The 6,865-nt window shown below is 52.6% G+C and carries 5 protein-coding genes; 1 reads left to right on the top strand and 4 read right to left on the bottom strand.

Going from position 1 to position 6,865, the window contains the following annotated elements; genetic code table 11:
- Positions 1 to 27 precede the first annotated feature (27 nt).
- Positions 28 to 2,016, bottom strand: a complete 1,989-nt coding sequence (locus tag IF205_RS11060; RefSeq protein ID WP_259779426.1) for an AMP-binding protein — start codon at positions 2,014 to 2,016, stop codon at positions 28 to 30.
- A 29-nt stretch (positions 2,017 to 2,045) separates the two neighbouring features.
- Between IF205_RS11060 and IF205_RS20675 the strand changes: the two genes are divergently transcribed.
- Positions 2,046 to 2,327 carry a hypothetical protein gene (locus IF205_RS20675; RefSeq protein WP_446007706.1) on the top strand — a complete coding sequence of 94 codons (282 nt, stop codon included), beginning with the start codon at positions 2,046 to 2,048 and terminating at the stop codon, positions 2,325 to 2,327.
- 211 nt (positions 2,328 to 2,538) lie between these two features.
- On the opposite strand, the gene IF205_RS11050 is transcribed toward IF205_RS20675, so the two are convergent.
- From IF205_RS11050 to IF205_RS11040, 3 genes are all read right to left on the bottom strand, one after another.
- Positions 2,539 to 3,045 (bottom strand): GNAT family N-acetyltransferase, encoded by a 507-nt coding sequence (locus IF205_RS11050; RefSeq protein WP_259779424.1) that lies wholly within the window; start codon positions 3,043 to 3,045, stop codon positions 2,539 to 2,541.
- A gap of 99 nt (positions 3,046 to 3,144) precedes the next feature.
- Entirely contained in the window at positions 3,145 to 6,108 is a 2,964-nt protein-coding gene (locus IF205_RS11045) for a non-ribosomal peptide synthetase (RefSeq protein WP_259779423.1), read from the bottom strand.
- A 136-nt stretch (positions 6,109 to 6,244) separates the two neighbouring features.
- Positions 6,245 to 6,865, bottom strand: a complete 621-nt coding sequence (locus tag IF205_RS11040) for a LysE family translocator (RefSeq protein WP_259779422.1) — start codon at positions 6,863 to 6,865, stop codon at positions 6,245 to 6,247.

Here is a 6,865-nt window from a genome sequence, read left to right as displayed (position 1 = left end):
GGAAGCCCTATCTTTGGCATAAGGTTGTCAGATGGCGTTTTCGAGCTCACGGGGAGGACTGGCTCTCTCTCCTATCCTTTTGAGCATTCGATCCGCACGTCGCTGGCCTTCATCATCGAGACCGGCACGAATACTTCGTGCAATTTCCGCTGCGGCATTGCCAACTGTGGCATCACCGATAAAACGGGTCACCGGAAGCGCGGCACCGAACAAATCCGTCAGACTTGCAACAACCCGCATGGCAACAATGGAATCCAGCCCGAGCTCGGCAAAACGGCTTGTTGCGGTTACATTGGCCGGCAGTTTGGCACCGTGATGGTCCGCCAGATCCGCCAACACACCGACAAGGATCGGCACCCAGGGGTCGTCCCGGCATTCCTTCGGTGCTGTATTGTTCCTTCCGGTCAGTTCTCCGGCCAGATAGGCACGCCTTGCCTCACTGCGGCGCAACTTCCCGCTTGTCGTTCTCGCCAACTGGTTATGGCGAAGCCAAAGGCATTCCTGCACCACAAGTCCATGCATTTCGAGAACAGCACGTTTTATCTGTGGCACCAGCGCTTCGGAGTGTTCGATTGCTGAACTCGACAACTCACAGGCAACGACAACCCTTTCCTCTTCGCCGACGGGAATGCCGAAAGCCACGGCACGGCTGCCGGTTAGCTGCGGATCAAGAGCAGCAATCGTTGCCTCAATATCCTCGGAATAGTGCTTTTCACCGGCATGGATAATCACATCCTTCAGACGCCCGGTGAGGAACAGTTCATTTCCCGACAGGAAACCCAAATCGCCAGTACGCAGAAACCTGCTACCGTCGATTGTCACAAAGGTCGCATTTGTTGCCTCAGTGTTGTTCCAGTATCCGGCAGCCACCCCGTCGCCAGCGACATAGACCTCTCCTACCTCGCCTTCATCCGCTTCTCTGTCTTCAAGGCGGATTTTCACCTCGCATCCCTGGGCAATATGACCACAGCTGACCGCCGCATTCTGCATCTGCCCGGCGGGATCGACCATTGACCGCCACTGCCTTTGTCCGGGGCCCTCATCAGCAACATCGCCGGAAACAATCAGTGTCGCTTCTGCCAGGCCATAACTGGGGCGCAGGGCTCCTGCGGATAAACCGTTTTCGCGGAAGCGCTTTTCAAACGCCTCCATTGTTGTTTTCCGGATAGGTTCCGCCCCGACAACGGCCGTTTTCCAGTCCGATAAATCCAACCCCGCCCGTGCCTCTTCCGATATTGCGTCCACGCAGGCACGGTAGATGAAATCCGGCCCGCCGCTCACAGTTCCACGGTAATCCGACAATGCCTGCAACCAAAGCGCCGGTTGCCGGGCCACATCCTGCGGGCGCAACGCCACAATAGTTGCGCCGAAAGCAAGAGGCGTCATCAAGCCGAAAACAAGACCAAAGTCATGGAACACCGGCATCCAGTTTACCATTACCGAATGGCTATTGACGCCGTAGGCGCGTGCCAGCGCATCAACATTCGTGGCAAGGTTCCGTGGCGTTACCATGATGCCTTTCGGCCGGCCGGTGGATCCGGAGCTATACTGAAGATACGCGGGGCTATTTCGCTGTTCTCCGCCTATTTTCGGCAAAGGAGCATTCACGGCGGCATTCATCAGGTCCGCCACATCCATCTGGGGAACAGAAACCGATTGCCTTTTACCTTCATGCACCAACAAAGCAGGTTGAGCATTTTCGGCGACCGCCTCCTGAAGGGCACGCTTGCGACGCGAGCCGGCGCCGTAGAGCGGGATCGGAACCGCCCCCGCCATGATCGCCCCCAGGAACAGGCACAGGAATGACGAAGGCGTTTCGACGCAGGACAGCACTGGCCGCCCCACGCATCCGGCAGCAATCAACCTCGCACCAACCCTTGCTGATGCCGCGTGAAGCTCCCCATAAGTCATGCTTTGACCAACAGGTTTTCCATCGCCGCCCAAAGAAATGAGCGCGCAGTTACCGGGCACCGCCGACGCATGGTCAGCGATACGTGTAAACACGTCTCGGGACATATTGGATTCCTCTGTGAAGCCCACCTGCCGTGGGCTGGAAGGAACTAGGCGGCGTCCATTGCCTTGCGAAGGCTCAGCGGGCGCATGTCAGTCCAGACTTCTTCGATGTGATCCAGGCATTCTTGCTTGGTGCCCTCAAAACCATCACCGCGCCACCCGTCGGGGATCTCGCGATCTACTGGCCAGATAGAGTATTGCTCTTCATGATTGAAAACAACAGCGTAGCGAAGATTTTCATCCATATTTCTACCCACACCCTTTACGAAATTGGTTTTTTCTTAAAACTACCTTTACGAGATATTGAAAATTGATTCAACCCCAAAAAGGAAAAAGGAAATACCGCAGGTAAATTGTCACCGGACTGTCATAGGAGTGCTGCACAAGACTTGGGCAAAACAAGATTAAAACGAAGCAAATACTTCAAATTTTAAATTTCATTTACAATAAAAAAAAATCCCAACCGGGACACTGGGTCGGGATTAACAATTCCAGCAGAAGGCGTTAAAAACACCCAGATGACATTTATCGCCTTCCGGCCAATTCATGGATGTCCTGTTGCTGCAGCCGAAACCCCGTCCATTCACCCATAGGTTTAGCACCCAGAGATTTATAGAAGGCAATGGACGGTTCATTCCAGTCCAGAACTGACCACTCCATTCGGGCGCAGTCACGTTCAACCGCAATCCTTGCCAGAGATTTCAGCAGCAGCTTTCCAACTCCTTTGCCTCTGGCATTTTGTCGGACAAAAACATCTTCCACATACAATCCCCTTTTCCCGAGAAAGGTGGAAAAATTATGGAAGAACAATGCAAAGCCGACGGTCGTGTCCTCCAGTTCAGCAATAAGAACCTCCGCACATGGCGCGGGAGAAAAAAGAGCCTGATGGATAGCATCCGGAGACGAAACACAAACGTCCTGCATCTCCTCATAGACCGCCAGATCTTTGATCAACTCGGCGATCGTCTCGACATCCGCCGGGTTTGCGGGCCGGATATTGATTTCCGGTTCCAGACCAACAGTTGCTCTCATCTGACACGACCTCCTTAATACAAATATCCCGATCAACAGGCCGGAAAAACCGGCCCTCTCTCCTTTGCCTTGCCGTTAGCCAAGCCAAACAAAAATATGTTAGCTGCCCCTGAAACCGGATGTCCAATCCTTCAGAAGCTCCTCTGAAATAGACGGCCAATTGAGTCCCGCCGACGAAAAGTCAGATGCTACCGGGACTTCGTCATCTCCACTGAAAAGGTCGTTTTCAATATCAAGCATCATTGAAGCCCTCGCGATATCACGGTCCACCCCCTGCCCCGATGCCCCCATGGCTGCATTCAACCGTTTTTTGAATTCATTCTTACCAACGACCTCAAGCTGCGCCCTTAGAGAGGCCACCTCTACGACATCCTTCATATCGAGTTTTTCCGGATGGAAGAGATTTTCCACGGACAGCACGTGGTTAATATTGTTTTGCGCGACATTCTCAGCAACAAATCCAGCAACTACAGAAATAGGGGTATAGTCAAACATCAACCCGATATCAGGTGCGACCTTCAACTTCAGCGCCGCACGGATAAAGGACGAAAGAGCGGCGGCCTCATTCGGTATCCGTGAATACTGGTCAGGCATCATCTCCCCAAGCCGGTAGATCGTGGAAGGCAAGCCATGTTCCGCATATTTCCTGACAATATTTTCCGCAGTCCATTTGGATGCGGAATATCCTGACACCTGGCTTGCGTCCTGGACACCGTCAAAACCGGCCACACTCATACTGGATATATAGTGAAAGCGCGAAAACGGTCCGCTACAGGCCAGGTTACATAGCTTGGCGGTAACTTCGACATTGCATTTGTACAGGCTTGTATAATTTTTCAGAAAGTTGACGTCAGCCGCCGCATGGATAATTTGCCGGACACCCTTTGATTTGATCACCTCGAGAAGATCGGAAGTGAGATTGCATAAATCTCCCGCGAGCGCGGTGACCTTCCCCCAATCCACTGTCAGCTTGTATTTCCCGGACACGATTTGCTGTAACCGGTCAAGGGCGGCAGGATCATTCTCCGCCCGAACCAGACAGATGATCGGTCTGTCAGTTGTCCGGGAAATCGCTTCCAGGAAATTTGCTCCGACATATCCTGTCGCACCGGTCATGAAGATCGCATCAGGTTTCGACATGTCTTCACTCCTTTCGGGCACGACAATATCGGCAGAATGCAAAAGCAAATCCGAATGCGGGGACCGGCTCTCAACCGATAAGCTCTCACTCTCGATTGCCTCCCCGGCAGACTTATCGAGACGCGCCGTTATATCCCTGACACATAAGTTGTCGTATAGCCACTCCAGGGAAATACTTCTCCCGAACTCTTTCTGAAGGTCCAGAGACAGGTTCAAAACTCCAAGCGAGTCGATGCCACAATCCATGAGGTTCTGGCCTTTGCTGGAAATATTTTGCAGGCATTGCTGCTGACAGAGAGCCTGAACAATATCCGCTTGCGACTGACTTTCCTGCTCCGTATTCCGGTCCTCCTCCAACTGCTGAACAAGCTTCTTGCCATCAATCTTGCCGGACGCAGTTCTGGGGAATTCATCGATCTGAAGAAGGACCGAGGGAATGGCAGGCTTGTTGAGATTTTCCTGCAAATGGCCTTGCAATTTGGAAATATCAATCTCCGATACCGCGGAAAAGAATGCCGCAAGCCATGACCTTCCATTCCGATTGCCATGCACAACCTTCACAAGCTGAACACCGGGGAAACAGTTTATCGCGGCCTCGACCTCACCCAGTTCGATTCTGACGCCTGCAATTTTGACCTGGTCATCACTCCTTCCATGGAAGTATAGCAACCCATCCTTGGCCACCTCACCAATGTCACCTGTACGGTAGATACGCTCCCCCGGAACGGGCAGGCCTGGATTGGTCATGAAACTTGCGTTGGTGCGCACCTCGTCATTGAGATACCCGGCCCCCAGGCATGCGCCGCCGATGACAATCTCGCCACGGCTACCAATCGGAACGCATCTGAACTGTTCGTCCACAACCGCCAGAAAGGTATTATTGATTGGCTGGCCCAATGGAATCCGCTCGTATTCTTCCTTCTGGAAAAAATGAAACACCATCCCGATAGAAGCCTCTGTGGGGCCGTAGGTATTCACAAGCTGAATATGCGGAAGCAATTCCGAGACGTCAGCAACGAGCCTTGTGTTGACGGCCTCCCCGCCAACCAGGAGATATCTCATATGTTCAAGTTTACCGGCGAGCCCCTTGTCCTGGCGCATGGCCCGCAGGATCAATTCCAAAATAGATGGAACGAAATCCGTCATCACAACGCGGTGACGATGAAGCTCATCCAGCGTTGCATGAATATCCTGAGCGGAACTGCGTGACGGCACCACAACTGTTGCGCCACAGGTCAAAGGCCAGAATATCTGCCATAGAGACGAGTCAAACACATGACTGGAATTCTGCAAAACAGCTTCACCCGGTGACAGAGTAAAATTATCAGACATGGCACATGCCCTGTTCCACAGCCCCGAATGGATATTAAGGCAGCATTTCGGCTTGCCCGTACTTCCCGAGGTGAAAAATCCGTATGCCAACTGCCCGCCCCTTGGCATTGAGGTTTGCACAAGAGACCGCTGTGCTAATTCCGCAGGGTCTTCTATTGCGACCACAGTGTCCAAAACAACACGACCGGCAAAGATCGCCATTGTCTTATCAGCAATGACAATCCTGCTATCGGTCTGTTCCAGAATATCCGCCAAGCGGACTTCCGGCGCGTTGATATCAGCCGGCACAAAAGCAGCTCCTGCTGCCCACACGGCCAACATGGAAATGATCATATGGGCGCCACCATCCGTAACAATCGGGATCAATTGTCCTTCCTGGCTGCCAGCTTCCAAAATCCTCTTTGCCTGCTTTGCGGCCAGAAACCCGAGTTGCCGATAGGTGACTGTATCGCCACCGCCAATCAATGCGATATTGTCCGGATGTCTTTCTATAGAGTCCACGATGGCCTCAAAACAGGATGACCTAATTCCCGTTTCCATGGCCGGCCCAAGCATAACACTCACGTCTTCCACACCTTTTTGGCATTCCATCTTTCGACCCATCCCGATTGGTTGATTGTGAATTTTGGCAATAGAAAACCGTCGACACAGCGGGATCATTTCCCAAGTGCCTTACAAATCCGACTACACAGTGAGCCGTATGCTTTAGGAGATCAGACCTGACTGATTATCTTAATATTGCCATCATGACGCTCCCCCCCATCAAACATCCCCCTGACACATAAGAGGTGTATTTTCTGAACGAACCGGACATCAGCAATTGACGTACTTGCGCCGCGGCAACCACGTACACTCCAAGGATTGCCGCCACGACCACGGTCGAGGTGACGATAAGACCAATAATCTGTGCCCCCGGCTCCAGAGCCGGATCAATGAACTGGGTCAGGAAAGCCATGTAGAACATGATCCCCTTCGGGTTCAACGCAGCCGATAGAAAACCAGCCTTAAGGCTCTGGCGCATATTCATCGGCAGGGATTCACTGGTGGGATTTCGTAACGCTTTGCGCGCTTCCGCTATCTGACAATATCCCAAATAGGCCATATAGACCACGCCTGCCCATTTCACTGCATGGAACAGCACATCTGATGCTGCCATGATAGTGCCCAACCCCATCAGCGAGAGCACCATAAGCAAAAGGTCCCCCAGCAAAATACCAACGATGCTGCAGAAGGCCGGCGACATTCCCTGGGAAAGAGATTGACCGATCAACAGCAGGACGCATGGCCCCGGGATCAATGTTATGACCGCTGTTGCGACAACAAAGGCAAACCATAGATCAAGTGACAT

Source organism: Aestuariispira ectoiniformans (assembly GCF_025136295.1).
GTDB classification, from domain to species: Bacteria; Pseudomonadota; Alphaproteobacteria; order UBA8366; family Aestuariispiraceae; genus Aestuariispira_A; species Aestuariispira_A ectoiniformans.
This window is presented reverse-complemented; position numbering and strand designations above follow the sequence as displayed.

Bases quoted from the DNA above. Each gene is read 5' to 3' on its own strand.
- IF205_RS11060 (WP_259779426.1), bottom strand. From the start codon at position 2,016: ATGTCCCGAGACGTGTTTACACGTATCGCTGACCATGCGTCGGCGGTG.
- IF205_RS11050 (WP_259779424.1), bottom strand. From the start codon at position 3,045: ATGAGAGCAACTGTTGGTCTGGAACCGGAAATCAATATCCGGCCCGCA.
- IF205_RS11045 (WP_259779423.1), bottom strand. From the start codon at position 6,108: ATGGAATGCCAAAAAGGTGTGGAAGACGTGAGTGTTATGCTTGGGCCG.
- IF205_RS11040 (WP_259779422.1), bottom strand. From the start codon at position 6,865: ATGTCACTTGATCTATGGTTTGCCTTTGTTGTCGCAACAGCGGTCATA.